The organism is Streptomyces sp. NPDC048370 (assembly GCF_043200825.1).
Lineage (GTDB): Bacteria > Actinomycetota > Actinomycetes > Streptomycetales > Streptomycetaceae > Streptomyces.
In genome coordinates, this window is sequence record NZ_JBICYI010000021.1 from 37898 (window position 1) to 61009 (window position 23112).

Consider the following 23112-nt stretch of genomic DNA (forward strand, 5'->3'; position numbering starts at 1 on the left):
GCATGGATCGACGGCGGAACGGGCAGTATCGAGGTGCGCCGCACGGCGCGAGGTACCGCGGAGTTGAGAACAACGAGGGTCGCGAAAAACTCGCCCTGGACATCAGTGGGCCAAGTGGCTACACTGACCCTTTGCGCTGCCTGTTAGCTGCCCCCTGCCCGTCACCTGGGGCATACCCTCGCGAGAGCATTGTCGGCAGACCTGACCTGACCTGGGCTTTTGGCCATATCGGGAATTGTCTGTCCCTCTGCGTCGCTGGGGACCGGTACGCGCGTAGTGAGTCCGAGCCCTCGGAAGGACCCCCTCTTGGCCGCCTCGCGCAACGCCTCGACCAATACGAACAACGGCGCCAGCACCGCCCCGCTGCGCATCTCCTTTGCAAAGATCAAGGAGCCCCTCGAGGTTCCGAACCTCCTCGCGCTGCAGACCGAGAGCTTTGACTGGCTGCTCGGTAACGCCGCCTGGAAGGCTCGCGTCGAGGCAGCTCTCGAGTCGGGACAGGACGTCCCCAGGAAGTCGGGTCTGGAAGAGATCTTCGAGGAGATCTCTCCGATCGAGGACTTCTCCGGGTCGATGTCGCTGACCTTCCGCGACCACCGCTTCGAGCCCCCGAAGAACTCGATCGACGAGTGCAAGGACCGTGACTTCACGTACGGCGCCCCGCTCTTCGTCACGGCCGAGTTCACCAACAACGAGACCGGCGAGATCAAGTCCCAGACGGTCTTCATGGGCGACTTCCCGCTCATGACGAACAAGGGCACCTTCGTCATCAACGGCACCGAGCGTGTCGTGGTCTCGCAGCTGGTCCGTTCGCCGGGCGTCTACTTCGACTCCTCGATCGACAAGACGTCCGACAAGGACATCTTCTCCGCCAAGATCATCCCGTCCCGGGGTGCCTGGCTGGAGATGGAGATCGACAAGCGCGACATGGTCGGTGTCCGCATCGACCGCAAGCGCAAGCAGTCCGTCACCGTCCTCCTCAAGGCTCTCGGCTGGACGACCGAGCAGATCCTGCAGGAGTTCGGCGAGTACGAGTCCATGCGCGCCACCCTGGAGAAGGACCACACCCAGGGCCAGGACGACGCGCTGCTCGACATCTACCGCAAGCTCCGTCCGGGCGAGCCGCCGACCCGTGAGGCCGCTCAGACGCTGCTCGAGAACCTCTACTTCAACCCGAAGCGCTACGACCTCGCGAAGGTCGGCCGCTACAAGGTGAACAAGAAGCTCGGCGCGGACGAGCCGCTGGACGCCGGTGTCCTGACCACCGACGACATCATCGCCACGATCAAGTACCTCGTGAAGCTCCACGCGGGCGAGACCGAGACGATCGGCGAGTCGGGCCGGGACATCGTCGTCGAGACCGACGACATCGACCACTTCGGCAACCGTCGTCTGCGCAACGTCGGCGAGCTCATCCAGAACCAGGTCCGTACGGGTCTGGCTCGTATGGAGCGCGTCGTGCGTGAGCGCATGACCACCCAGGACGTCGAGGCGATCACGCCGCAGACCCTGATCAACATCCGGCCGGTCGTCGCCTCCATCAAGGAGTTCTTCGGCACCAGCCAGCTGTCGCAGTTCATGGACCAGAACAACCCGCTGTCGGGTCTGACGCACAAGCGTCGTCTCTCGGCGCTGGGTCCCGGTGGTCTGTCCCGTGAGCGGGCCGGCTTCGAGGTCCGAGACGTGCACCCGTCCCACTACGGACGCATGTGCCCGATCGAGACCCCCGAAGGCCCGAACATCGGTCTGATCGGTTCGCTCGCCTCGTACGGCCGCGTCAACGCGTTCGGCTTCATCGAGACGCCGTACCGCAAGGTCGTCGACGGTCAGGTCACCGACGAGGTCGACTACATCACCGCCGACGAGGAGGACCGCTTCGTCATCGCCCAGGCGAACGCGACCCTGAACGACGAGCTCCGCTTCACCGAGCCGCGCGTTCTGGTCCGCCGCCGTGGTGGCGAGGTCGACTACGTCCCGCCGACCGAGGTCGACTACATGGACGTCTCGCCGCGCCAGATGGTGTCGGTCGCGACGGCCATGATCCCCTTCCTCGAGCACGACGACGCCAACCGTGCCCTCATGGGCGCGAACATGATGCGTCAGGCGGTGCCGCTGATTAAGTCCGAGGCCCCGCTCGTCGGTACCGGCATGGAGTACCGCTGTGCCACCGACGCCGGTGACGTGCCGAAGGCCGACAAGGACGGTGTCGTCCAGGAGGTCTCGGCCGACTACATCACCGTCGCCAACGACGACGGCACGTACACCACGTACCGGATGGCCAAGTTCTCCCGCTCGAACCAGGGCACCTCGGTCAACCAGAAGGTCGTCGTCTCCGAGGGCGACCGGGTCATCGAGGGCCAGGTCCTCGCCGACGGTCCGGCCACCGAGAACGGTGAGATGGCGCTCGGCAAGAACCTGCTCGTGGCGTTCATGCCGTGGGAGGGTCACAACTACGAGGACGCGATCATCCTGTCGCAGCGCCTCGTGCAGGACGACGTCCTCTCCTCGATCCACATCGAGGAGCACGAGGTCGACGCCCGTGACACCAAGCTCGGCCCGGAGGAGATCACCCGGGACATCCCGAACGTCTCCGAGGAGGTCCTCGCCGACCTCGACGAGCGCGGCATCATCCGTATCGGTGCCGAGGTCGTCGCCGGCGACATCCTCGTCGGCAAGGTCACGCCCAAGGGTGAGACCGAGCTGACCCCGGAGGAGCGTCTGCTCCGCGCGATCTTCGGTGAGAAGGCGCGTGAGGTCCGTGACACCTCGCTGAAGGTGCCGCACGGCGAGACCGGCAAGGTCATCGGCGTCCGCGTCTTCGACCGCGAGGAGGGCGACGAGCTTCCCCCGGGCGTGAACCAGCTGGTCCGCGTCTACGTCGCCCAGAAGCGCAAGATCACCGATGGTGACAAGCTCGCCGGCCGTCACGGCAACAAGGGTGTCATCTCGAAGATCCTTCCGATCGAGGACATGCCGTTCCTCGAGGACGGAACTCCGGTCGACATCATCCTGAACCCGCTGGGTGTCCCGTCCCGAATGAACCCGGGACAGGTCCTGGAGATCCACCTCGGCTGGCTCGCCAGCCGTGGCTGGGACGTCTCCGGTCTCGCGGACGACTGGGCGAAGCGCCTGCAGGCCATCGGCGCCGACCAGGTCGCCCCGGGCACCAACGTCGCCACCCCCGTCTTCGACGGTGCGCGTGAGGACGAGCTCGCGGGTCTGCTGCAGCACACGATCCCGAACCGCGACGGCGAGCGCATGGTGCTCCCCTCCGGCAAGGCGCGTCTGTTCGACGGCCGCTCCGGCGAGCCGTTCCCGGACCCGATCTCGGTCGGGTACATGTACATCCTCAAGCTCCACCACCTGGTCGACGACAAGCTGCACGCCCGGTCGACCGGTCCGTACTCGATGATCACCCAGCAGCCGCTGGGTGGTAAGGCCCAGTTCGGTGGCCAGCGCTTCGGTGAGATGGAGGTGTGGGCGCTGGAGGCTTACGGCGCCGCGTACGCCCTCCAGGAGCTGCTGACGATCAAGTCCGACGACGTGACCGGCCGCGTGAAGGTCTACGAGGCCATCGTCAAGGGCGAGAACATCCCTGAGCCCGGCATCCCCGAGTCCTTCAAGGTGCTCATCAAGGAGATGCAGTCCCTGTGCCTCAACGTGGAGGTGCTGTCCTCGGACGGCATGTCCATCGAGATGCGCGACACCGACGAGGACGTCTTCCGCGCAGCGGAGGAGCTCGGTATCGACCTGTCCCGGCGCGAGCCGAGCAGCGTCGAAGAGGTCTGACGGGAGTCCGGTACGGGGACTCGGTGCAACCCACTGAGTCCCCGGCCGGCCCCAGGACCCCCGTTTCAGACCCCAAGACTTACAACCCTGAGAGGGATTGACGCATAGTGCTCGACGTCAACTTCTTCGATGAGCTCCGGATCGGTCTGGCCACCGCTGACGACATCCGTCAGTGGAGCCACGGCGAGGTCAAGAAGCCCGAGACCATCAACTACCGCACGCTCAAGCCCGAGAAGGACGGACTCTTCTGCGAGAAGATCTTCGGTCCGACCCGGGACTGGGAGTGCTACTGCGGCAAGTACAAGCGTGTCCGCTTCAAGGGCATCATCTGTGAGCGGTGTGGCGTCGAGGTCACCCGCGCCAAGGTGCGCCGTGAGCGGATGGGCCACATCGAGCTCGCCGCTCCCGTCACCCACATCTGGTACTTCAAGGGCGTCCCGTCGCGCCTCGGATACCTGCTCGACCTCGCGCCGAAGGACCTCGAGAAGGTCATCTACTTCGCCGCTTACATGATCACGTTCGTCGACGACGAGCGTCGTACGCGTGACCTGCCCTCGCTGGAGGCGCACGTCTCCGTCGAGCGTCAGCAGATCGAGAACCGTCGCGACTCCGACCTGGAGGCCCGCGCCAAGAAGCTCGAGACCGACCTGGCCGAGCTCGAGGCCGAGGGTGCCAAGGCCGACGTGCGCCGCAAGGTGCGCGAGGGCGCCGAGCGTGAGATGAAGCAGCTGCGCGACCGTGCGCAGCGCGAGATCGACCGTCTCGACGAGGTCTGGAACCGCTTCAAGAACCTCAAGGTCCAGGACCTGGAGGGCGACGAGCTCCTCTACCGCGAGCTGCGTGACCGCTTCGGCACGTACTTCGACGGTTCGATGGGTGCCGCGGCGCTGCAGAAGCGCCTGGAGTCCTTCGACCTGGACGAGGAGGCCGAGCGCCTCCGCGAGATCATCCGTACCGGCAAGGGCCAGAAGAAGACCCGTGCGCTCAAGCGCCTCAAGGTCGTCTCCGCGTTCCTGCAGACCGCGAACAGCCCCAAGGGCATGGTTCTCGACTGCGTGCCGGTGATCCCGCCGGACCTGCGTCCGATGGTGCAGCTGGACGGTGGCCGCTTCGCGACCTCCGACCTGAACGACCTGTACCGCCGTGTGATCAACCGCAACAACCGTCTGAAGCGTCTGCTCGACCTCGGTGCCCCCGAGATCATCGTGAACAACGAGAAGCGGATGCTCCAGGAGGCGGTCGACGCCCTCTTCGACAACGGCCGTCGTGGTCGCCCGGTCACGGGCCCCGGCAACCGTCCGCTGAAGTCCCTCAGCGACATGCTGAAGGGTAAGCAGGGTCGATTCCGTCAGAACCTGCTCGGTAAGCGTGTGGACTACTCCGCGCGTTCCGTCATCGTCGTCGGTCCGCAGCTGAAGCTGCACCAGTGTGGTCTGCCGAAGGCCATGGCGCTGGAGCTCTTCAAGCCGTTCGTGATGAAGCGCCTGGTCGACCTGAACCACGCGCAGAACATCAAGAGCGCCAAGCGGATGGTCGAGCGCGGCCGCACGGTCGTGTACGACGTCCTCGAAGAGGTCATCGCCGAGCACCCGGTTCTGCTGAACCGTGCGCCCACGCTGCACCGCCTCGGCATCCAGGCCTTCGAGCCCCAGCTGGTCGAGGGCAAGGCCATCCAGATCCACCCGCTCGTCTGCACCGCGTTCAACGCGGACTTCGACGGTGACCAGATGGCCGTGCACCTGCCGCTCTCCGCGGAGGCGCAGGCCGAGGCCCGCATCCTGATGCTGTCCTCGAACAACATCCTGAAGCCGGCCGACGGCCGTCCGGTCACGATGCCGACCCAGGACATGGTCCTCGGTCTGTTCTTCCTGACCACCGACGGCGAGCTGCGCGACACCAAGGGCGAGGGCCGTGCGTTCGGCTCCACCGCGGAGGCCACCATGGCCTTCGACGCCGGCGAGCTCGCGCTGCAGTCCTCGGTCGACATCCGCTTCCCGATCGGCACCGTTCCGCCGCGTGGCTGGGTTCCCCCGGTCGCGGAGGAGGGCGAGCCGGAGTGGCAGCAGGGTGACTCGTTCCGTCTGCGTACGTCGCTGGGCCGCGCGCTCTTCAACGAGCTGCTGCCCGAGGACTACCCCTTCGTCGACTACTCGGTCGGCAAGAAGCAGCTCTCCGAGATCGTCAACGACCTCGCCGAGCGCTACCCCAAGGTCATCGTGGCGGCGACGCTCGACAACCTGAAGGCGGCGGGCTTCTACTGGGCGACCCGTTCCGGCGTCACCGTGGCCATCTCCGACGTCGTCGTGCCCGAGGCCAAGAAGGCCATCGTCAAGGGCTACGAGGAGCAGGACGAGAAGGTCCAGAAGCAGTACGAGCGCGGTCTGATCACCAAGGAAGAGCGCACTCAGGAGCTCATCGCGATCTGGACCAAGGCGACCAACGAGGTTGCCGAGGCGATGAACGCGAACTTCCCGAAGACGAACCCCATCTTCATGATGGTTGACTCGGGTGCCCGAGGAAACATGATGCAGATGCGTCAGATCGCCGGTATGCGTGGTCTGGTGTCGAACGCCAAGAACGAGACGATCCCGCGTCCCATCAAGGCGTCCTTCCGTGAGGGCCTCACCGTCCTCGAGTACTTCATCTCGACGCACGGTGCCCGTAAGGGTCTCGCCGACACCGCCCTGCGTACCGCCGACTCGGGTTACCTGACCCGTCGTCTGGTGGACGTCTCGCAGGACGTGATCATCCGCGAGGAGGACTGTGGCACGGAGCGCGGTCTGAAGCTGAAGATCGCCGAGAAGGGTGCCGACGGCATCCTGCGGAAGACGGACGACGTCGAGACCTCCGTGTACGCGCGGATGCTCGCCGAGGACGTCGTCGTGGACGGCAAGGTCATCGCGCCGGCCAACGTCGACTTGGGTGACGTGCTCATCGACGCCCTCGTGGGCGCCGGCGTGGAGGAGGTCAAGACCCGCTCGGTCCTGACCTGTGAGTCCGCCGTCGGTACCTGTGCCTTCTGCTACGGCCGTTCGCTGGCCACCGGCAAGCTGGTCGACATCGGTGAGGCGGTCGGCATCATCGCCGCCCAGTCCATCGGTGAGCCCGGTACCCAGCTGACGATGCGTACCTTCCACACCGGTGGTGTGGCCGGTGACGACATCACCCAGGGTCTGCCCCGTGTCGTCGAGCTCTTCGAGGCTCGTCAGCCCAAGGGTGTCGCCCCGATCTCGGAGGCGGCCGGCCGCGTCCGTATCGAGGAGACCGAGAAGACCAAGAAGATCGTCGTCACCCCGGACGACGGCAGCGACGAGACGGCGTTCCCGATCTCGAAGCGTGCCCGTCTGCTGGTGGGCGAGGGCGACCACGTCGAGGTGGGCCAGAAGCTCACCGTGGGTGCCACCAACCCGCACGACGTGCTGCGGATCCTCGGTCAGCGCGCGGTCCAGGTCCACCTGGTCGGCGAAGTCCAGAAGGTCTACAACTCGCAGGGTGTGTCGATCCACGACAAGCACATCGAGATCATCATCCGGCAGATGCTGCGCCGCGTGACGATCATCGAGTCCGGCGACGCGGAGCTGCTGCCGGGCGAGCTCGTCGAGCGCTCGAAGTTCGAGACCGAGAACCGTCGTGTGGTCACCGAGGGCGGTCACCCCGCCTCCGGCCGTCCGCAGCTGATGGGTATCACCAAGGCCTCGCTGGCGACGGAGTCCTGGCTGTCGGCCGCCTCCTTCCAGGAGACGACCCGAGTCCTGACGGATGCGGCGATCAACGCCAAGTCCGACAGCCTCATCGGCCTCAAGGAGAACGTCATCATCGGTAAGCTCATCCCGGCCGGTACGGGTCTCGCCCGCTACCGCAACATCCGGGTCGAGCCGACCGAGGAGGCCAAGGCCGCGATGTACTCGGCCGTCGGCTACGACGACATCGACTACTCGCCGTTCGGCACCGGCTCCGGCCAGGCCGTTCCGCTGGAGGACTACGACTACGGTCCGTACAACCAGTAAGCGAGTCGCTTGATCGACCGAAGGGCGGTCACCCCGTTTCGTACGGGGTGGCCGCCCTTCGGCGTTTCATCGGCTCGCGATCTCCCAGAGGGCGAAGCCGAGGCCTGCCGTGGCCGTGAGGGTGGCGATCGAGGCCAGGGGCCAGCGGGTGCGTTCCAGGGCGTCGAGGCGGGCCTCGTGGTCGGCGAGCTGTTTGTCGGTCTGGTCGCTGCGCTGGACGAGCAGCGCGAGGGAGCCGTCGACGCGGGCGAAGCCGGCCTCCAGCGTGCCGCGCAGCCGTTCCAGTTCCAGCGCCACCGCCACCGGGTCGTTCGGGTCAGATTCGGTCATCCGCCGCCCCCGGGGTGGTGCGCAGCCAGGAGGGCAGCAGGTTCTGTACGGCCGGTACCGCCATCACCCGGGTCAGGGCGGCGGCCACGGCGAGCGCCCCGGCGACCCAGGGGAGGGTCGCCGGGAGCCCGGAGGCGTCGACGATCGCGGGGAGCACGACGGCGATGCCGACGGCGCTCTGCAGGACGGTGCGGGCGGTCCGCTTGGTGTTCTCGGACAGGGCCATGGGGGCTCCTCAGAGGGTGTGGGGGACTTTGAGCGCGTTCCAGGAGGTGGCACCGGGCCAGCCGTCGGCGTCGGAGCCGCGGAAGCCGAGCTTGCGCTGCCAGGCGGCGTACGACTGGCGGTCGGACTCGGACCAGCGGGGGCTCGGGCCGACCGTGTAGCGGCCGCAGCCCTCGGCGACCAGCCGGCGGCCCATCGCGGTGACGATCGGGGAGCTGGGGTTGGTCTTGAAGAACGCGGTGCCGGGGAAGCGCTGGTAGCGCGGCGGGGCGGGCTTCTGCGGGGCCGGGGGCTGCTTGGACGGGGCCGCGCCGAGCCGCTTCTGTACCCGGTCGCGCATGCCCGGCATGGCGAAGCCGCGCGGGTCGCTCTTCCAGTCGGACCACTCCAGGTGGCCGATGACGGACTTGGCGCCCCAGCCGTGGGCCCGGCAGAGCGCGGCGGAGGTCCGCTCGATGGCGTCGAGCTGGGCGGCGGGCCAGGGGTCGTCGCCGTTGCCGAGGTTGATGCACTCGAAGCCGTAGAAGCGGGAGTTGCCGTCGACGGCGCCCGCGCTGCCCTGGTGCATGCGCGGGGCCGGCGGCCTGGCCCCGTACGTCTCGGTGATCACGGCCTGGAGGACCGAGGGATCACCGCCGCCCGCGTGGTTGGCGCGGCCGTTGGCGACCAGATGGACCGTGCCGTCCTTGGCGATCACGCCGTGGCAGAGCGGGCCCGGCAGGCCGGTGTAGCCGTTGTAGCAGAGCTCGACGGACGAGGCGGTGCCGCTGGAGACGGTGTGGTGGATCATCACGCCGACGACGGGGCCCCAGGCTCCCGCCTGGTTGCGGTGGTGGGTGCGCCAGCCGTCGTGTTCGACGACCTTGACGCCTTCGGCGCGGAGCGCGGCGACGAGCCGGTCCGCGGTGAGGGGAGTGGCCATCCGGTGTCCTCCAGACATGCGAAAGCCCCGGCCTTCGGGGCACGGGGCGGGCGTACGGGTGGGGCGTGGTGCGCGTTTCTGTCTACGGGGTGGGTTCCGGCTGGGGGGAGGGAGTCGGGGTCGGCTCGGGCGTCGGCTGCGCCGGGGCCCAGGTCGCGCAGAGGGCGGCGTAGGCGGTGCGGCGGTTCTCGAAGTCGGCGAGGGCGGTGGTGACGGCGCTCTGGACGGCGGTCGGGTCGGGGGTGACCGGTTCGCCGTCCAGGCCGTTGACGACCACCGTCGCGTAGCCGCGCAGGCTGGCCTCCCCGACGCCGCTCTTGCTGGTCTGGGCGGTGACGTACACCGACGGGTACTGGCCGGTGACCGGGTCCCGCTCCAGCGTGTTGCCGAGGGTGTTGTCGTAGACGCGGATGTCGAGGGTGTGGCTGCCCTCGGTGACGACGGCGCGGCCCGCGTAGTCGATGGCCACGCCCCAGGGCTGTGCGGGGTCGATGATCATGGTGTGCTCCTCAGCATCAGGTCTGGGTGCCGTAGATCAGGACGGGCTGGGCGTAGACGGTGCCGCCGCCGGCCAGGGCCTGGATCTCGATCAGCATGGTCTGGCCGAACCTGGTCTTCATGTCGCCGGGGATCAGGCCGGTGTGGTCGTAGGTCGTGCCCGCGGTGACGATGGGGCCGAACTGCTGGCCGTCGACCAGGACCTTCACCTGGCCGGTGGCGCCGGAGGACACCGCCGTGTTCACGGACAGCCGCAGCTTCGGCTGCCAGATGGGGTTGAAGGACCTGGCGACCGTGGTGAAGGCGGCGCTGGTGGTGGAGGGCCAGTGGGCCTTGTCGACGTTCATCGGCGGCATCAGCTGCAGCCAGGGCCGGGCGAGGCCGCCGGTCATGATGTCGTCCGCGAAGATCTCGTGGCCGTAGCCGTCGAAGATCCGGAACAGCGGCCGGTTGATGGTGACGCTGCCGGTCTGCGCGGGCGGGCGGATCTCGCTGACCGCCGGCCGGGTGTTCACGGCCGTGGACAGGGCCTTGAGCCGGCGTTCCATCTGGTTGAGCCGGTCGATGATGTCCTCGGGCAGCTGGGGCATCAGGCCTCCTCAAGGTAGAGCTCGGCGGTGTCGGGGCGGCCGCGCTCGGGGGGAGTGACCTTGACGCCGATGATGCGGTAGCGGGCGTCGAGGCCCTGGGAGTACCACTCGTCCGTGATCCGGATGCGGGCGATGCGGCCGATGAGCGCCGGTGGGACGACCCCGCCGAGGTGGATGCTGATCGAGGGGATCACGACGGCGCCCTGGGCCTCGGCGAGTTCCCGCTTGGCCAGCGAGTCGAGGGTGAGCGTGTCGGTGACCTCGTTGTGGTCGGAGGACAGGTCGATCAGCGGCCAACCGTCCGCGAGCAGATCGCTGGCGACCTGCTGGGTGGAGTGGATCGGCCGGGATTCGGTACCGGCGTTGGAGTTCGTCGACGCCCCGCGGGCCATCGCGGTGGTGCCGCCGCGGGTCGCGTCGTACGGGAAGGAGTACGACAGGATGACGCCGGGCCGGTCGAAGAGCAGATCGGTGGCGCCGTTGACGATCTTGGGCCAGCCGAGCCGGAGCTGCCGGACCCGCTTGCCGTCGGCCGGGTCGCGGTAGACCAGGATCTGGTGCTCGAAGCCGTTCTGCAGCGAGGCCAGTTGGTCGAGCGCCTCCAGATAGACGGTCTCGTCGCCGTTGCGCCAGGAGGCCGTCCGCAGGACCTCGGACTCCTCCGTGCCGTAGGTGATCCCGAGGCGGCGCGGCTGCTTCCCCTCCGGCAGGGGCACCGTGGGGTCGTCCTGGACGTCGAGTTCCTTCCACAGCCGGCGTGCGATCTCCAGCTGGTCGGTCGGGGTCGTGAACGAGATGTCCGTACGGATGCGGCGGCGGCTCGCGTACGAGTCGAAGGTGGCGGCCTGGACGCCGAGGGTCAGCACCCCGCGCCCGCTGGACTGCAGGGTGGCGGTCCACACGATGCCGCCCCACCACAGGTCGCCGCCGCGCTCCAGGTAGACCGCGGTGCGGCCCTCCTGGACCTTCTTGACCCGATCGGCGATGTCCTTGTTGGGGATCGGGATGGTGCCGGAGAGCGAGCCGGCCTTGCCGATGTAGTCGTCGAAGGAGACGTCCCGCAGGGGCAGGATGTCGAGGGTCTGGTCGGTGATCAGGTCGCAGAAGATCGCCCGGTAGGGCGTTTCGAGTGCCATGGCGGCCCCCTTACAGGACGTAGGTGGCGGAGACCCACACGGTCCGGCCGTTGGGGATGGTCGCGTTGGGGCTCCAGTCGCGCAGGGTGACCAGAGAGCTGGTGGCCGCGATCGTGGCGGCCCCGGAGCCGTCGGTGTCGGAGGCCGTCGTCTCGAAGGACATGGCCGGAGACCAGCCGGCCGGCAGGTTGCCCAGGGGCGTGTCGGCGATGCGGCCGTCGGCAGCGGCGGTGATCGTCCCGCCGGTGCGGGTGACGCCGAAGCGCACCATGACGACGCCGGCGCGGGTGCGCCGGGCGGAGAAGGACGGGCTGCCCCAGCCGGTGGCCGCGGTCGCGCCGTTGCTGGCGACCTCGATGTCGTACGGCGGGTGGTAGTTCACCCACGCCGTTCCGTTCCAACGCTGGAGCGTGCCGGCTGCGTCCCGGAACTGCCCGACGTAACCGCCGGTGGACACCGTGCCGCTGGGCGCGATGCCGCCGATCTCCTTCGGGTACGCGACCCAGGCGGTGCCGTCCCAGCGCTGCAGGAAGTGGGCGTTGTCGTTGTCCTGGTACTGGCCCGGGTAACTGCCGGGTACCGCACCGTTGTTGTAGACCGGCAGGATGCCGCCGACGCCCGCGGTCGTGACGCGCAGGTCGGAGACGGTCCCCGTCGTGGTCCAGGGGATGCCGCCGGTGCCGGCGGAGGCCGTGGCGGGGACCTTGACCGAGAACAGCGTGAGCGAGAGGCCCGGCGCGGCCGGCGGCTCCGGTACGGCCTTCGCCTCTCCCTGGATGATCTCGATCGTGGCCTCGCTCTTCTGCGAGCCGTCGAACTGGTCGTCGTACACGCGCAGGACGACGAGGTCGATGCGCGGATGGAGCGGGGCGCCGTCCGCGAAGGTGAGGACGGTGTCCGAGTCGAGCGTGACGTGGTACGGGCCCTGGGCGACCGGGCCCTGGATCACTGCCCGGCCGTGGAAGAGGGTGGCGGTCATCGGCCCGTTGCCGCTCAGCCACAGGCCGCCGACGCGGAACTTGCCGTCGTACGTGCCGGGCACGATGCCGGAGCGGGCGCTGAGGGGTCCGGCGGGGGTGGTCGCTCCTATGTCGGTGTGGCGGGTGTCGATACGGGTCTGCCCGGTGGGGGACAGCCAGCCGCTGCGAAGGGCCATGGTGGTCTCCAGGTGGTCGGTCGGGTCACGCCTGCAGGTCGACGCGCATGAAGGAGTTGTCGAACCAGGCCTTCAGGCCCGCGTCGCTGGACCGGTAGTAGGCGGTGACGGTGTAGCTCGCGCCCGCGGTCAGGTTGTAGAGGCGCTGCGTGGTCGAGGCGGAGAAGCCGTCCACGTGCTCGGTCGGCCGCGCCGCCTTCACGGACAGCTCGTCCTCCAACTCGCGCACCACGGTGGTCCCCTGGGTGAGGCGTACGCCCATCCAGCCCGTGCCCTTGATGCCCGCCGTGCCGGAGGCGATGTGCAGCTCGATGCGCGAGCCGAAGGTCAGCAGGACGGCCCTGGACGGCGGCGCGGTGAAGGTGAGCTTCATAGGGTTGGCCGTCCGCTCGACCAGCGCGTCCACGTACGTCGTGGACGTGGTGTACCCCGCGTCGAGGGAGTCGATGAAGAGCGGCCCCGGCACGGCCGGCGCCCAGGCCGAACCGTTCCAGCGCTGGAGCTGACCGCCGGTGCTGTCCCGGTACTGACCGATGTAGCTGGCCGCGGTGGTGGAGAAGGAGTTCGGGACGATGCCGCCGACGGCCGCGGGGTACGAGACCCACTTGCCGCCGTCCCAGCGCTGGAACTGGCCGTCCGCGGTGTCCTGGTACTGGCCCGGGTACGCACCGGGGGCCACCTGCCCCTCGACCGGAATGATGCCGCCGACGGCCACGACCGGGGTGCGCAGGTCCTTGAGCGCGGTGGCCCACGGGATGCCGCCGTTGCCCGCGCTGACACCGGCCGGCACGGTCACCTCGTACAGCGGGAGGCTGCGCGGCGGGACGGGCATCGCCTTCGGCGTCTGCTCGGGCACGCCCTCGATGACCTCGATCACGGCCTCGTTGCGCTGACCCTCGTAGAGCCGGTCGTAGATCCGCAGGACGACGAGGTCGACCCGGCCGTACTGGGGGTTGCCCGGGGCGAAGGTGACGGTCTCGGAGGTCGGCAGGGTCACCGGGTAGACGCCCTGGGAGATCTCGCCCTGGATGACCGCCCGCCCCTCGGAGACGGTCGCCGCCATGGCGGAGGCGTTCGTCATCCAGAAGCCGGAGAGCCGGTACTGGCCGGTGTAGGAGCCCGGCAGGATGCCGGAGCGGACCTGGACGGGGTTGAGCATGGTGGTGGCACCGGTCTGGGTGAGCCGGGTGTCCTCACGGGTCTGGCCGGTCTCGGCGACCCAGCTGCTGCGCAGGTTCATGGGGTTCTCCAATCGGGGGAGGGGACGACGTCAGGACGGGTGTCGGGGCGTGCGACGGCGTCGGGGTGTGGGGCGACGTCAGGGCGTGTGGCGACGTCAGGACCTCGCGGAGTCAGGGCGTGTGGCGACGTCAGGCAGGGGACGGCGTCAGGCGGGGGACGGCGTCAGGCGGGGTACGGCGTCAGGACTTCAGCCACTCGGCGGTCAGGGCGCAGGCGTAGCCGGAGCCGCCGAGGGTCTTGATCGCGGCGGTGTGGCTGTGGAGGCCCGACAGCTGGATCGTGTTGCCGGCGGTGAGCCTGATCAGGCCGGAGCCGCCGATGGAGACGGCGCCGTTGCCGGCGGGACCGAGCCAGGTCAGCCGTGACTGCCCGACGCCGCCGACGGTGACGCGGGCGCCGCGCATGCCGCTCTGGCCGTCGTTGGCCCAGGTGACGTGTCCGGCGATCCGCCACATGCCGCTGCGCGGCACGACGTACGTGTGGGTCCCGTTCCAGCTGTTGGTGTCGTCGGCCTCGACGGTCGGCAGGTTGATCGGGGTCCAGGTGTTGGCCTGGATGGTCTGCTGCTGGGCGGAGAGCCACTGCGTGGCGGCGAACAGGATCTTCCCCGTGCCCTCGACGTACTGCCAGGCGGAGCCGTCCCAGCGCTGCAGGATCCCCGAGTCGTCCCGGAACTGCCCGGGGTAGCCGCCGGTCGAGACCTGGGTGCCGGGCGCGATGCCGCCGATCGCCTTCGGGTACGAGACCCAGGCCGTGCCGTCCCAGCGCTGGAGCATGCCGCCCGCGTCGCGGTACTGCCCGACGTACGCACCCTTGAAGCCGCTCGTCGGCATGATGCCGCCGAGCGCCACCACCGGCCAGTGCTGGGTGGTGACCGCGGTGGTCCAGGCGATGCCGCCGTTGCCGGCCGATATGCCCTTGGGGACCTTGACCGTGTAGAGCGGCAGGGTGCTGCCCGGGCCGGAGGCCGGCGCCACGGGGTTGGCGTGCGGGGCGCCCTTGACCAGGCGGATGACGGCATCGGTGGTGCCGGTCTTGTCGTAGGCGTCGTCGACGACGGCCAGTTCGATCAGATCGATCCGGTCGTACTGCGGATCGCCGTCCTCGATGGTGAGCGTCTCCGGCGAGATCGCGCTGACCAGGTACGCGCCCTGACGGGTGTCCTTGCCCTGGACGATCGCGCGGCCGCTGCCGATGGTGCACTGCATCGCGGCGGTCCCGGTCAGGACGAAGCCGCCCGGCACGATGCCGGCCCGGGAGCGCAGCGGGGTCTCCTCGGGGGACTGACCACTGGGAGTGAGCAGGGCGGCCAGGGTGAGGCGGGTGTCCTCACGGGTCTGACCGGTCGACTGCAGCCAGGCGGCCCGTACAGTCATGGTTCACCTCTTTCGGTGGAGGGGACGGGGGCGGATCACCACTCGGCGCTGCGCCAGCGGACCGTCATCAGGGCGTCCTCGGTGGCCTCGTCGGGCCGGAAGGACAGCTCGGTGCGCCCCGGTTCGAGCAGGAACAGCTCCTCCGGGCTGGAGTCCGCCATCGCGGTGTGCCGGCGGGAGGCGGTGCCGTTGAGCGTGACCGTGCCCCCGGCGGTGTCGACGACGAGCTCCTCGCCCGCGGCCAGGTCGATCGCGTACCGCAGACGGCGCCGGCTGCCCCGCTCGGTGACGGTCGGCATGGAGCACGGGCCGCGGAAGGTGATCACCGGGTGGGTGGCGGCGGAGCCGGTGTTCTCGGCGACGGCGTCGCCGGTCGACTTGGCCTCGCCCCAGTTGAGCGGCCAGGTCAGCGGCCAGGTGAGGCCGGACTCGGGCTGCGGGGCGGTGGTGGTGGCGACCTGCTCGTTGACGGCGTAGCGGCGCGGGTCGGCCGCGAGCCACTGGATCGACATCTTCGAGCTGCCCTGGGTGGCGAAGCCCTGGTCGGCGGGGACCACGCGCTGGGCGATCCGGGCGCGTACGGCGAGCAGTTCGCCGTGCAGCCGGATGGTGAGCCAGCGCTCCTCGTCGAGCAGGGCGAGGGCCTGCCGCAGGGCGCGGATGGCCTGGGGGGCCGCGCTGTACTCAGGCATCAGCACGATCGTGCCGCCGACCTTGCGCGGCTTGGCGTACCGGGAGCCCGGCCAGGCGCCGTGCGAGGTGGGGCGGTCGGCGTCGGAGGAGTCGTACTCGGGCAGGTCCTCCCACCCGGTCAGACCGGAACGGTCGACGGCGAACGGGGTGCCGGGGCCGATGAGAAGCCCGGCCCACTGGATCTGCCCGTCCTGGGTGATCAGTGAGCCGGGCGCGAGGTCGGCCGTGTAGGTGTTTCCGGCGTATGCGGTTGTGGTCTCGGCCATGGGGGCCGTCACCTCACTTCTGAGAGGCTGTCAGGTGGGCGGTCGGCGCTGGGTGGTCAGTGGTGCGAGGCCGCGAGGAAGAGCAGGTCCTCGGCGGTGGACCGGGGTCCGGCGCCGGGCTTCTCGTAGAAGTCCCGTATCCGGTGCGGCGGTCGGGGCGGCCCGTCGGCGGCCTGGACGCGGCGGTTCTCAAGCACGGTGAGCGGGTCGATGCGCGGGGCGTCCGTGGCGCCGGGGAAGACGACACCGCCCTCGGCGAGCATCGGGATCTTGTCGAGGTCGACGCCGAACTTCTTGCCGAGCAGGTTGAAGCTCAGCTTGTTGAGGCCGTCGATGATCCAGTTGGCGAAGGCGATGAGACCGTTGATCGGTCCCTTGACGACGCCGACGACGCTGCTGAGCGCGCCCTTGATCAGATCGCCGATTCCGCGCATGGCCCCGCTGACCGCGTCCTTGGCGGTGCGGAAGAAGCCGGGGATCTTGTCGGTGACGAAGGTCAGGATCGGCTTGACGGCGTTCTTGATCCCGCCCATGGAGCCGGAGGCGATCCCGCGCAGGGCGTTGGAGGCGGAGGTGACGGAGGAGCGGACGTTGGAGAACCCGTTGATGGCGGATCCGATGATCTTCAGGGCGGAGGTGAACAGGGTCAGATACGCCTTGAAGTAGGTCCCGACGGCCTGGCCGAGCAGCTTCATGATCGGCTGGAGGAAGGTCCACACGGACTGGAAGCCCTTGAGGACCTGCTGGAAGACCTGGTTCATGATCCGCTGGCCGGTCTCGCTGTTCATCGCGTACGTGATGAGAGCCGCCGCGACGGGCAGGATGACGCCGATGAGGAACCCGAGCGGGTTTCCCCGCATGACGACATTGATGACCATCATGACGCCGGCGGCGATGGTCATGGCGGTCCCGTAACTGGCCATCAGACCGACGAGGACGTCGGTGAAGGGGAGCAGCGGCATCAGGATGGTGAGGATCGCCGTGACGCCCGCACCGACTTTGGCGAGTACCGACTTGGCCCTGCCGGCCCGGTCGCCGAAGGACTTCACGCCGCGCTGGGCCGACGACCGGCTCAGCTTCGTGACCGAGCCGCCCGCCGAGGTCGCATCGGTACGGAAACGTCCGACGGCGGTGCTGGCGCCACGGGCTTCCGAAGCGAGGCGACCGACCTTGCCCGTGCCACCGCGGAGTGCTCGCGTGAGCTTGCCCAGCGCGGTGTTGGCCGGCTTGATGTTGCTGCGCATGGTGCGGATGGCGGCGGGGACACCGGCGAGCAGCCGGTTGCTGTAGATCGGTGTCAGCGCGACGGCACTCATCCGCGCGCCTTGGCCAGGTACATCAGCGCGTCCGCCGTCGACTGCGGGTCACTGCCCCGGGCCGCGTGGTAGTGCTCGATGTGCAGCCCGGCACCCGCGGCCCCGACCAGGCCGGTACGGGCCGTCATCTGGGCGCGGCGGGCGGTGAGGGCGAGCAGCCGGTCCAGCTTGGAGAGCGGGAGGACGGCCTCGGCCTCGCCGGCCTCGGCGAGGATCGCCGGGACACCGCCGCTCCGGGGCATGACGACACCACCCGTGGCGAGCATGGGGATGGTCGGGATGTTGACGCCGAAGGTCTTGCCGCCGACGAGCGGCACCCAGCCGGGGACGCTGACCTTGACCCGGTTGAGGCTGCCGATCATCCGGTTGATCAGCCCGATCACGGAGTTGATCGGGCCCGAGACACCGCTCTTGATGCCGTTGAACGCCCGGGACGCGATGTCCTTGAGGCCGTTCCAGATGGACGACATCTTGTCCTTGACGGCCCGGAAGGCGTTCGGGATCGCGGTCTTGATCCAGTTGACGACCGGGCTGATGACGGCCTTGATGCCGTTCCAGACGGTGCGGATGACCGTCCGGATCGCGTTCATGACCGTCGTGATGACCGTCTTCCAGATCTTCACGTAGGTCTTGATGACGGTGGCGACCGCCTTGACCACCGTGGAGATGGCCGACTTGATGCCGTTCCAGACCGTCTTGATCAGCTGGCCGGCCTTCTTCATGATCGGGCCGATGGCCTTCATGACCGAGCTGATCACGGTCTTGATGGCGGCGAAGGCCTTCTTCATGATCGTCTGCATCGTCTTCGAGCGCGTCGCCATCTCGACGACCTTCTCGATGAGCGGCATGAACAGCTCGATCAGGCGGGCGAGGAAGTTGCCCTTCATGGACTTGTTGAGCTTGTCCTGACCCTTGGCGGCCTTGCCGGCGCCGGACTCGTACTTGCCGAGCTTGGTTCCGGCGGACTGACCGGTCTGGCCGGCCTTGGCCATGGAACGCTCGGCCTGATCCGAGGCGGTCTTGAGGCTCTTGAGCTGGGAGGACGATGACTGTGCGGAGGATTTGAGCTGCTTGACCTTGCTCGATGCGGAGTTCGAGCCGTTGCCGACGCGGGTGACGGCCTGGGCGCTCTGTTCGGCGTTGGTCTTGAGGTTCCTGAGGGCCGACGAGGTGCCGGCCAGTGCTCTGCTGAGGGACATGGTCACCTGATTTCAGTGTGGGGACGGGAGGCGAGGGGGCCGCCGGCCGGAACGCGTGGGCGGTCAGGCCTGGATCGCGGCCTCACCGAGTGCTGTCCTCAGGCGGTTGAGGTCGTCCGTCACGGCCTTGGCGCCGGCCTTCGCCCACGCCTTCTTCGCCTCGTCTTCCGCCGCGATGAACCGCTTGGCGTCGGCGAAGCGTTGCGCGGCGCTGTCGGAGAGCTTCTTCGCCTTCCGGCCGGCCCGGTCGAGTTCCTTCTCGGCCTTGTCGGCTGCCTTCTTGGCCTTCTGGTAGTTCTTCTCCGCCTCGAGGAAGGCTTGGAGCGAAGCCGCGGTGCCCTCGGTGCGGTATCGGCGCCGCGCGTCGTCGCGGGTCGTCCCGGCCCGGGCCAGCTCATCGCGCCTGTCGGTCGCGCGGTCCTGTGCGGCGGTGAGCCGGCGCAGCTGTTCCTTGATGTCCTTCTGCTCGGCGACGAGCTTGCGGTTCTGCTGCTCGGCCTTGACGTTGAAGTGCTTGGCCTGGTCGGCCCACGGCCATCCGTACCGCTGGCGGCCGTTGATGGTTACACCCTTTTCGTCCATTTTGAACCAGGTGTAATCGAACTTGAAGATGCTGGCGCCGAGCGAGAAGACGGCGAGGCCGGAGATCTCCGCCTTGATGAGGGTGATGTCGGCCTTGACGGCGGTGACCGTACTCGTCCAGCCGAAGGCCGCTTCCTTGGTGCTCTTGTAGTCGGCCTCGTTGATCCAGGGGGCGTACCAGAGCGAACCGGATTGCTGGGGGGCGCCGGGGGCGTTGGGGGCGTTGGGGTTCGGCGGGGGTGGCGTGGGAGCTGCCATTGCAGTCCTCGATTCGAGATGTCGTGCCGAAGCGCAGCCGGAAACGCCGAAGCCGCCCTGCCCTCGAGGGGCGCAGGCGGCTCATGTGCGTGGCCGGCGGGCGTTCCCGCGCGGCGAGGCGTGGCGTGTGGGGCGTACGGATGTCAGCGGCGGCGTAGTTCGGCGAGGGCGTCGTTCCACCCCGCCGTGTACGCGCGGATCTCGCGAGCCGCGACCTCTGCGTCGAGGGTGGCGAGCAGTGCGCGCTTGTCGAGGGGACCGGGGCCCTGGAGCAACGCGTTGAGGCGATCGTGGAGCGTGCTCCCGGTACGGCTTCCCCCGGTCTGAGACGTCATGGTGCCCTGCCTTCCGGCGATCGAACGTGCGTACGAAGCATTGTCGAACAGAGGTTCGAGCTTGTCGAGTCTGAAACCTCTGACGGCGTGTCTTCCGGCCAGGATTCCCGGGGGTTTGGTCCTCGATCGGAGCTTGTGTTCGACCGGGGTACTCTGGTGGGCGCGTTCCCCGGAACTGACACACCCGGGGGGCGAAGGGGCGCGAGGGGCGCGTGGGGACCCCGGGGGGTTGGAAGGCAGTGCGGACGCATGGACACGGAGCCGGGCGCTAACCGGCGGGAGCGGGTCAACGACTGGCTCGAGTCCCACCCGGATCTGCCGCACCTCTTCGCACGGCTCTCCGAACTGGTCCACGTCCACGGGTACGCACCGGAGGACCTGGTCGTGATGCCGCGGTCCGTGGTCGACCGCCGCGAGGCCGCCGCGTTCACCGCCGGCTGGGGCGAGGCGATGGCGGAGGAACTCCCGCGCATACGACGCGAGTACGAGAAGCGCGTGGCCGACGCCTACGCGCAGGGTCAGAGTGACGCGCGTGGAATCCGCCGCCCCCAGCGACGCATGGACGTCGGTGAGGGGAACGGTGCCCGCGTCATCCCGCTGCCTTTCGCGCGGCTGCTCGAACCGCCCGCCGTCGTCCTCCAGACCGAGGCGCGGATGCGCACGGAGCGCGAACTCCTCGACCGCAGACCGGAGCAGGACCTTCCGCAGGACGACGAGCCGCAGCACGCGAACGCGGGCCCCCCGCAGCACGACGAGGACACCCGTCCGCACGCGGAGGAACCGGCCACCGAACCCGACGTCCTGCTGACCGCCCAGGAGAGCCGTACCCGCAGGACCGCGCAGTCGGTTCGGAAGGTCGTACGCGGCAAGGGCGGCCGCCCGATAGTGCCGCCGCTCGCAGGGGTCCCCGGACAGACGGGATCCGGGAGCGACCGCGCGGCCTCCGAGTCTGCGGAACCGGACGGACGCGCCCGCAAGGGGCGCAGGCTGTCGGAGCGGGCCAGGGCCCTGGAGCAGGAGCTGACCGCCGAGCGAGCACAGGAAGCGCCCCCGGACCCCGCTCCCTGACGGGAACGGGCTCCGGGGGCCGGGGGATGCGGCATCGCGGAATGCGGCATCGGGCTGTGGCATCAGGGCGCGGGGCCAGGATGCGGGGCCAGGGCGAGGTGCCAGGGCGAGGTGCCAGGACGCGGGCTCAGGACGCCGGATCAGCCGAAGAACCGGGCGAGCGCTCCGGGGGAGACCGCCTCGCGGTTGCTCGCCTCCGTGGAGCCCTCGTCCCGTTCCCCGTACTCATCCTCATCGTCCTCGTACTCGTCCTGGACGTCCGGACGCGGGACGGGCGTCGGGTACTCGGGCTGATCGCCGTCCTCGCCGGTGTTGACGGCTTGGAACATCCAGTTGGCGACGGCCAGATGGTCCACCACCGCCGCGAGGAGATGGTCCGTGACCGACCACTCCGCGGCCTCGCCGTGCAGCTCTTGCTGTACGGCGCTGTCCCGCGGCAGATGCGTGATCAGCGTCCTGAGCCGCCGGCTGGACAGCTCGCCCCGGTGCCAGTCCAGGAGATCGGTGCCGTAGTAGCGGAGGAGATCCGCCTCAAGGGCCTCGGCGTGTTCGTCTACGAACTCGACGAGGCTCAGTCTTCCCCCAGGCCGAGCCCGGTCTCCTTGCCGTAGGCCTCCAGGATGGCGGCGATGTCCTGCATGGTGATGTCGTGCTGCTCGAAGCGGCTGAACTGCTTCTCACCCATCAGGAGCGCGAGCAGGCCGTCCACGTCGTTGTCGTCGAGCTTGCGCAGTGCCTTGGCGGTCGCGCGGGAGAGCTCGGTGGGGAGTGTGTAGGGCTCGCCGTCCAGCTCGAAGGACCAGCTGTGGCCGGCGACCTCCAGGCGCTGGGCGCGAGCGGCGTTGACGTCGAAACGGGCCATGGTGTGCGTACTCCTTGTTCGAGTGGGTGAAAGAGGAGAGGGGTGGGGCGAGGCGGCCGTGGACCGCCCCGCCCCGGGTGGAGCGGGATCAGACGGTCGCGCTGTACTGACTGTCCTTCATGAGGAAGGAGGCCAGCGGCTTGCCGTTGCCGTTCGACATGGCCGTGAAGGTGATGCCCAGCTGCGACGCCGCCTTGCGGGCCAGCTTGATGTCGTCGGACGCGGTGACCTGGCCGCGCGGGATGATGAAGCGGTACGTGACCGCGGTGGTGCCACCGGCCTTGACGTCGGTGAACTCCAGGCCGAGGGCGCGCACGTCCGCGAACGGACGCTCGGCGATCTCGTACTTGTAGGTGTCGGTCGCCGGGGCGCCCACCGCCTCGACCTTGCCGCCGCCCATGAAGAACGGCAGCGTGGACTCGTTGAACTGGAGCATGGAGAACTTCAGCGAGAGGTCACGGGCCGAGTAGACGTAGTGCACCGGGGAGACCGACTGCCACGAGTCGATGGCCTCCAGCTTGTCCTTCTTCGAGAAGGTGACGCCGTCACCGGTGGTGAAGCCGAGGTCCGTCCAGGACGCCCAGTCGGTGGCGGAGTCGGCGCCGAAGGCCGGGATGTCGGTGCCGGCATTGGCCACGTAGAGCTTGCCGACGCCTGCGACGCGGATCTCGGCGGAGTTGTTTCCAGCCATGGTGGGTTTCTCCTTGTGTAGAGAGGGGTGGGGGCGCCGCACCGGGCGGAGTGCCCGGGTACGACAAAGGCCCCGCCGGACGGCGAGGCCTGGTCTGTGGGGTGGGCGTCGGTCAGGGAGCCGTACGGGCTCAGAAGACGCTCAGGGAGAGCTGGATCACGCAGAGGTAGCGGTTGGCGCCCCGGTAGAGGTAGTCGGGCAGCCAGCGCGGCCCGTCCATCTCCTCCACGTCGTGGACGAAGTTGACGCCGATCTGCTTGCCGATGGTGGCGAGCAGCGCGCGCCGGGCGCCGTTGGCGAGCACGTGGGCCGCGTTCTTGGTCGGCCCGTACACCTCGAACTCGATCAGCGGCTTGTCGACGTGCAGGTCGCCGATCCAGGCGCCGCCGCGGCGGTTGACCAGGACGGCGCTCTGCGTGCCGTCGAAGCCGGCCGGCGCCTGGACGGCGATCGTGGCGCCGGCCAGGGCCGGGTCGGCCTTGAGGACGTCGACGACCAGCTTCTCGACGTCCGGGAACGCACTCGGGGGAGTGGTCATGACGGTTCTCCTCGGTGGAAGGGGAGGCGGGAC

21 protein-coding genes are annotated in these 23112 nt (G+C 68.8%); 3 read left to right on the forward strand and 18 right to left on the reverse strand.

What is annotated here, in order from left to right:
• Nucleotides 1-306 precede the first annotated feature (306 nt).
• A complete protein-coding gene (gene rpoB / locus ACGFYP_RS32340; protein WP_361445298.1) occupies nt 307-3789 on the forward strand; it encodes a DNA-directed RNA polymerase subunit beta in 3483 nt (1160 codons plus the stop codon).
• Between the two features lie 107 nt (nt 3790-3896).
• Nucleotides 3897-7796: a DNA-directed RNA polymerase subunit beta' gene (locus ACGFYP_RS32345; RefSeq protein WP_393501246.1), complete on the forward strand. Its 3900-nt coding sequence runs from the start codon at nt 3897-3899 to the stop codon at nt 7794-7796.
• 66 nt (nt 7797-7862) lie between these two features.
• On the opposite strand, the gene ACGFYP_RS32350 is transcribed toward ACGFYP_RS32345, so the two are convergent.
• The 14 genes from ACGFYP_RS32350 to ACGFYP_RS32415 all read right to left on the reverse strand — a co-directional run bounded on the left by ACGFYP_RS32350 (nt 7863) and on the right by ACGFYP_RS32415 (nt 19920).
• Nucleotides 7863-8126 (reverse strand): hypothetical protein, encoded by a 264-nt coding sequence (locus ACGFYP_RS32350; RefSeq protein WP_361967807.1) that lies wholly within the window; start codon nt 8124-8126, stop codon nt 7863-7865.
• A complete protein-coding gene (locus ACGFYP_RS32355) occupies nt 8113-8346 on the reverse strand; it encodes a hypothetical protein (protein ID WP_361967881.1) in 234 nt (77 codons plus the stop codon). Before ACGFYP_RS32355 ends, ACGFYP_RS32350 begins: the two co-directional genes overlap by 14 nt.
• A 15-nt stretch (nt 8347-8361) precedes the next feature.
• Nucleotides 8362-9273 (reverse strand): peptidoglycan-binding protein, encoded by a 912-nt coding sequence (locus ACGFYP_RS32360; RefSeq protein WP_393501250.1) that lies wholly within the window; start codon nt 9271-9273, stop codon nt 8362-8364.
• Nucleotides 9274-9355: 82 nt separating this feature from the next.
• Nucleotides 9356-9772, reverse strand: a complete 417-nt coding sequence (locus ACGFYP_RS32365) for an ATP-binding protein (protein ID WP_393501253.1) — start codon at nt 9770-9772, stop codon at nt 9356-9358.
• A 16-nt stretch (nt 9773-9788) separates the two neighbouring features.
• Nucleotides 9789-10361, reverse strand: coding sequence for a hypothetical protein (locus tag ACGFYP_RS32370; protein WP_361967801.1), 573 nt, complete (start codon nt 10359-10361; stop codon nt 9789-9791).
• Nucleotides 10361-11497 (reverse strand): hypothetical protein, encoded by a 1137-nt coding sequence (locus ACGFYP_RS32375; protein ID WP_393501257.1) that lies wholly within the window; start codon nt 11495-11497, stop codon nt 10361-10363. Before ACGFYP_RS32375 ends, ACGFYP_RS32370 begins: the two co-directional genes overlap by 1 nt.
• 10 nt (nt 11498-11507) lie before the next feature.
• The gene (locus ACGFYP_RS32380) at nt 11508-12653 is read right to left on the reverse strand and encodes a hypothetical protein (RefSeq protein WP_393501260.1); all 1146 of its coding nucleotides are present in this window, start codon (nt 12651-12653) and stop codon (nt 11508-11510) included.
• Nucleotides 12654-12678: 25 nt separating this feature from the next.
• Nucleotides 12679-13893 carry a hypothetical protein gene (locus tag ACGFYP_RS32385; RefSeq protein ID WP_393501263.1) on the reverse strand — a complete coding sequence of 405 codons (1215 nt, stop codon included), beginning with the start codon at nt 13891-13893 and terminating at the stop codon, nt 12679-12681.
• Between the two features lie 181 nt (nt 13894-14074).
• Nucleotides 14075-15271 carry a hypothetical protein gene (locus tag ACGFYP_RS32390; RefSeq protein WP_393501266.1) on the reverse strand — a complete coding sequence of 399 codons (1197 nt, stop codon included), beginning with the start codon at nt 15269-15271 and terminating at the stop codon, nt 14075-14077.
• Between the two features lie 35 nt (nt 15272-15306).
• On the reverse strand, nt 15307-16230 hold the full coding sequence (locus tag ACGFYP_RS32395; protein ID WP_361967792.1) for a phage distal tail protein: 924 nt from the start codon (nt 16228-16230) through the stop codon (nt 15307-15309).
• Nucleotides 16231-16286: 56 nt separating this feature from the next.
• Nucleotides 16287-17546 (reverse strand): tape-measure protein, encoded by a 1260-nt coding sequence (locus ACGFYP_RS32400; RefSeq protein WP_393501270.1) that lies wholly within the window; start codon nt 17544-17546, stop codon nt 16287-16289.
• Nucleotides 17543-18745, reverse strand: a complete 1203-nt coding sequence (locus ACGFYP_RS32405; protein WP_393501272.1) for a phage tail protein — start codon at nt 18743-18745, stop codon at nt 17543-17545. The genes ACGFYP_RS32400 and ACGFYP_RS32405 overlap by 4 nt, the downstream gene beginning before the upstream one ends.
• Nucleotides 18746-18808: 63 nt before the next feature.
• Entirely contained in the window at nt 18809-19585 is a 777-nt protein-coding gene (locus tag ACGFYP_RS32410) for a hypothetical protein (protein WP_393501275.1), read from the reverse strand.
• Between the two features lie 143 nt (nt 19586-19728).
• A complete protein-coding gene (locus tag ACGFYP_RS32415) occupies nt 19729-19920 on the reverse strand; it encodes a hypothetical protein (RefSeq protein WP_361761353.1) in 192 nt (63 codons plus the stop codon).
• 249 nt (nt 19921-20169) lie between these two features.
• Between ACGFYP_RS32415 and ACGFYP_RS32420 the strand changes: the two genes are divergently transcribed.
• Nucleotides 20170-20988 (forward strand): hypothetical protein, encoded by an 819-nt coding sequence (locus ACGFYP_RS32420; RefSeq protein ID WP_393501278.1) that lies wholly within the window; start codon nt 20170-20172, stop codon nt 20986-20988.
• A 140-nt stretch (nt 20989-21128) separates the two neighbouring features.
• Here ACGFYP_RS32420 and ACGFYP_RS32425 read toward each other — a convergent pair whose 3' ends face one another.
• The 4 genes from ACGFYP_RS32425 to ACGFYP_RS32440 all read right to left on the reverse strand — a co-directional run bounded on the left by ACGFYP_RS32425 (nt 21129) and on the right by ACGFYP_RS32440 (nt 23079).
• Nucleotides 21129-21485, reverse strand: a complete 357-nt coding sequence (locus tag ACGFYP_RS32425) for a hypothetical protein (RefSeq protein ID WP_361761474.1) — start codon at nt 21483-21485, stop codon at nt 21129-21131.
• 74 nt (nt 21486-21559) lie between these two features.
• Nucleotides 21560-21850 carry a hypothetical protein gene (locus ACGFYP_RS32430; RefSeq protein WP_361761348.1) on the reverse strand — a complete coding sequence of 97 codons (291 nt, stop codon included), beginning with the start codon at nt 21848-21850 and terminating at the stop codon, nt 21560-21562.
• A gap of 88 nt (nt 21851-21938) precedes the next feature.
• Nucleotides 21939-22541: a phage tail protein gene (locus ACGFYP_RS32435; protein ID WP_361965499.1), complete on the reverse strand. Its 603-nt coding sequence runs from the start codon at nt 22539-22541 to the stop codon at nt 21939-21941.
• A 130-nt stretch (nt 22542-22671) separates the two neighbouring features.
• Nucleotides 22672-23079 carry a hypothetical protein gene (locus ACGFYP_RS32440; RefSeq protein ID WP_361761342.1) on the reverse strand — a complete coding sequence of 136 codons (408 nt, stop codon included), beginning with the start codon at nt 23077-23079 and terminating at the stop codon, nt 22672-22674.
• Nucleotides 23080-23112 lie beyond the last annotated feature (33 nt).

What these genes read in the sequence shown, in the direction of transcription:
- ACGFYP_RS32365 (WP_393501253.1), bottom strand. Translation starts at nt 9,772, where the DNA reads ATGATCATCGACCCCGCACAGCCCTGGGGCGTGGCCATCGACTACGCG.
- ACGFYP_RS32420 (WP_393501278.1), top strand. Translation starts at nt 20,170, where the DNA reads ATGGACACGGAGCCGGGCGCTAACCGGCGGGAGCGGGTCAACGACTGG.
- ACGFYP_RS32410 (WP_393501275.1), bottom strand. Translation starts at nt 19,585, where the DNA reads ATGGCAGCTCCCACGCCACCCCCGCCGAACCCCAACGCCCCCAACGCC.
- ACGFYP_RS32360 (WP_393501250.1), bottom strand. Translation starts at nt 9,273, where the DNA reads ATGGCCACTCCCCTCACCGCGGACCGGCTCGTCGCCGCGCTCCGCGCC.
- ACGFYP_RS32400 (WP_393501270.1), bottom strand. Translation starts at nt 17,546, where the DNA reads ATGAGTGCCGTCGCGCTGACACCGATCTACAGCAACCGGCTGCTCGCC.
- ACGFYP_RS32370 (WP_361967801.1), bottom strand. Translation starts at nt 10,361, where the DNA reads ATGCCCCAGCTGCCCGAGGACATCATCGACCGGCTCAACCAGATGGAA.
- ACGFYP_RS32390 (WP_393501266.1), bottom strand. Translation starts at nt 15,271, where the DNA reads ATGACTGTACGGGCCGCCTGGCTGCAGTCGACCGGTCAGACCCGTGAG.
- ACGFYP_RS32430 (WP_361761348.1), bottom strand. Translation starts at nt 21,850, where the DNA reads ATGGCCCGTTTCGACGTCAACGCCGCTCGCGCCCAGCGCCTGGAGGTC.
- ACGFYP_RS32350 (WP_361967807.1), bottom strand. Translation starts at nt 8,126, where the DNA reads ATGACCGAATCTGACCCGAACGACCCGGTGGCGGTGGCGCTGGAACTG.
- ACGFYP_RS32380 (WP_393501260.1), bottom strand. Translation starts at nt 12,653, where the DNA reads ATGGCCCTTCGCAGCGGCTGGCTGTCCCCCACCGGGCAGACCCGTATC.
- ACGFYP_RS32385 (WP_393501263.1), bottom strand. Translation starts at nt 13,893, where the DNA reads ATGAACCTGCGCAGCAGCTGGGTCGCCGAGACCGGCCAGACCCGTGAG.
- ACGFYP_RS32415 (WP_361761353.1), bottom strand. Translation starts at nt 19,920, where the DNA reads ATGACGTCTCAGACCGGGGGAAGCCGTACCGGGAGCACGCTCCACGAT.
- ACGFYP_RS32375 (WP_393501257.1), bottom strand. Translation starts at nt 11,497, where the DNA reads ATGGCACTCGAAACGCCCTACCGGGCGATCTTCTGCGACCTGATCACC.
- ACGFYP_RS32395 (WP_361967792.1), bottom strand. Translation starts at nt 16,230, where the DNA reads ATGGCCGAGACCACAACCGCATACGCCGGAAACACCTACACGGCCGAC.
- ACGFYP_RS32440 (WP_361761342.1), bottom strand. Translation starts at nt 23,079, where the DNA reads ATGACCACTCCCCCGAGTGCGTTCCCGGACGTCGAGAAGCTGGTCGTC.
- ACGFYP_RS32405 (WP_393501272.1), bottom strand. Translation starts at nt 18,745, where the DNA reads ATGTCCCTCAGCAGAGCACTGGCCGGCACCTCGTCGGCCCTCAGGAAC.
- ACGFYP_RS32435 (WP_361965499.1), bottom strand. Translation starts at nt 22,541, where the DNA reads ATGGCTGGAAACAACTCCGCCGAGATCCGCGTCGCAGGCGTCGGCAAG.